At 57.3% G+C, this 246-nt stretch carries 1 protein-coding gene; it reads right to left on the bottom strand.

Going from position 1 to position 246, the window contains the following annotated elements; translation table 11 throughout:
* A partial coding sequence (locus FDX22_RS32050; protein WP_304571822.1) for a TrmH family RNA methyltransferase occupies positions 1-246 on the bottom strand: 246 nt, incomplete at both ends.

Here is a 246-nt window from a genome sequence, read left to right as displayed (position 1 = left end):
CCTTCAAACAGTAAGCGCTGCTGCTCGTCTTGCGGCAGCATACTGTTTTCTCGGCGGTACATGCCGGCGTTTTGCCGCTGGCGCTGCGCCTCGTACAGAATCAGCGCGGAGGCGACCGAAACGTTCAACGACTGCACCATGCCAGTCATGGGAATGATGATGTCCTGATCAGCCAGATCCAACGCTTCCTGAGTGATGCCGGTTTTCTCCTGGCCCATCAGGATGCAGGTGGGGCGTGTGTAATCA

The organism is Citrobacter sp. TBCS-14 (assembly GCF_005280805.1).
In the GTDB taxonomy this organism is placed as follows: Bacteria; Pseudomonadota; Gammaproteobacteria; order Enterobacterales; family Enterobacteriaceae; genus Citrobacter; species Citrobacter gillenii.
The sequence above is the reverse complement of the archived record's forward strand: the minus strand, read 5'-3'. Positions and strand labels throughout refer to the sequence as shown.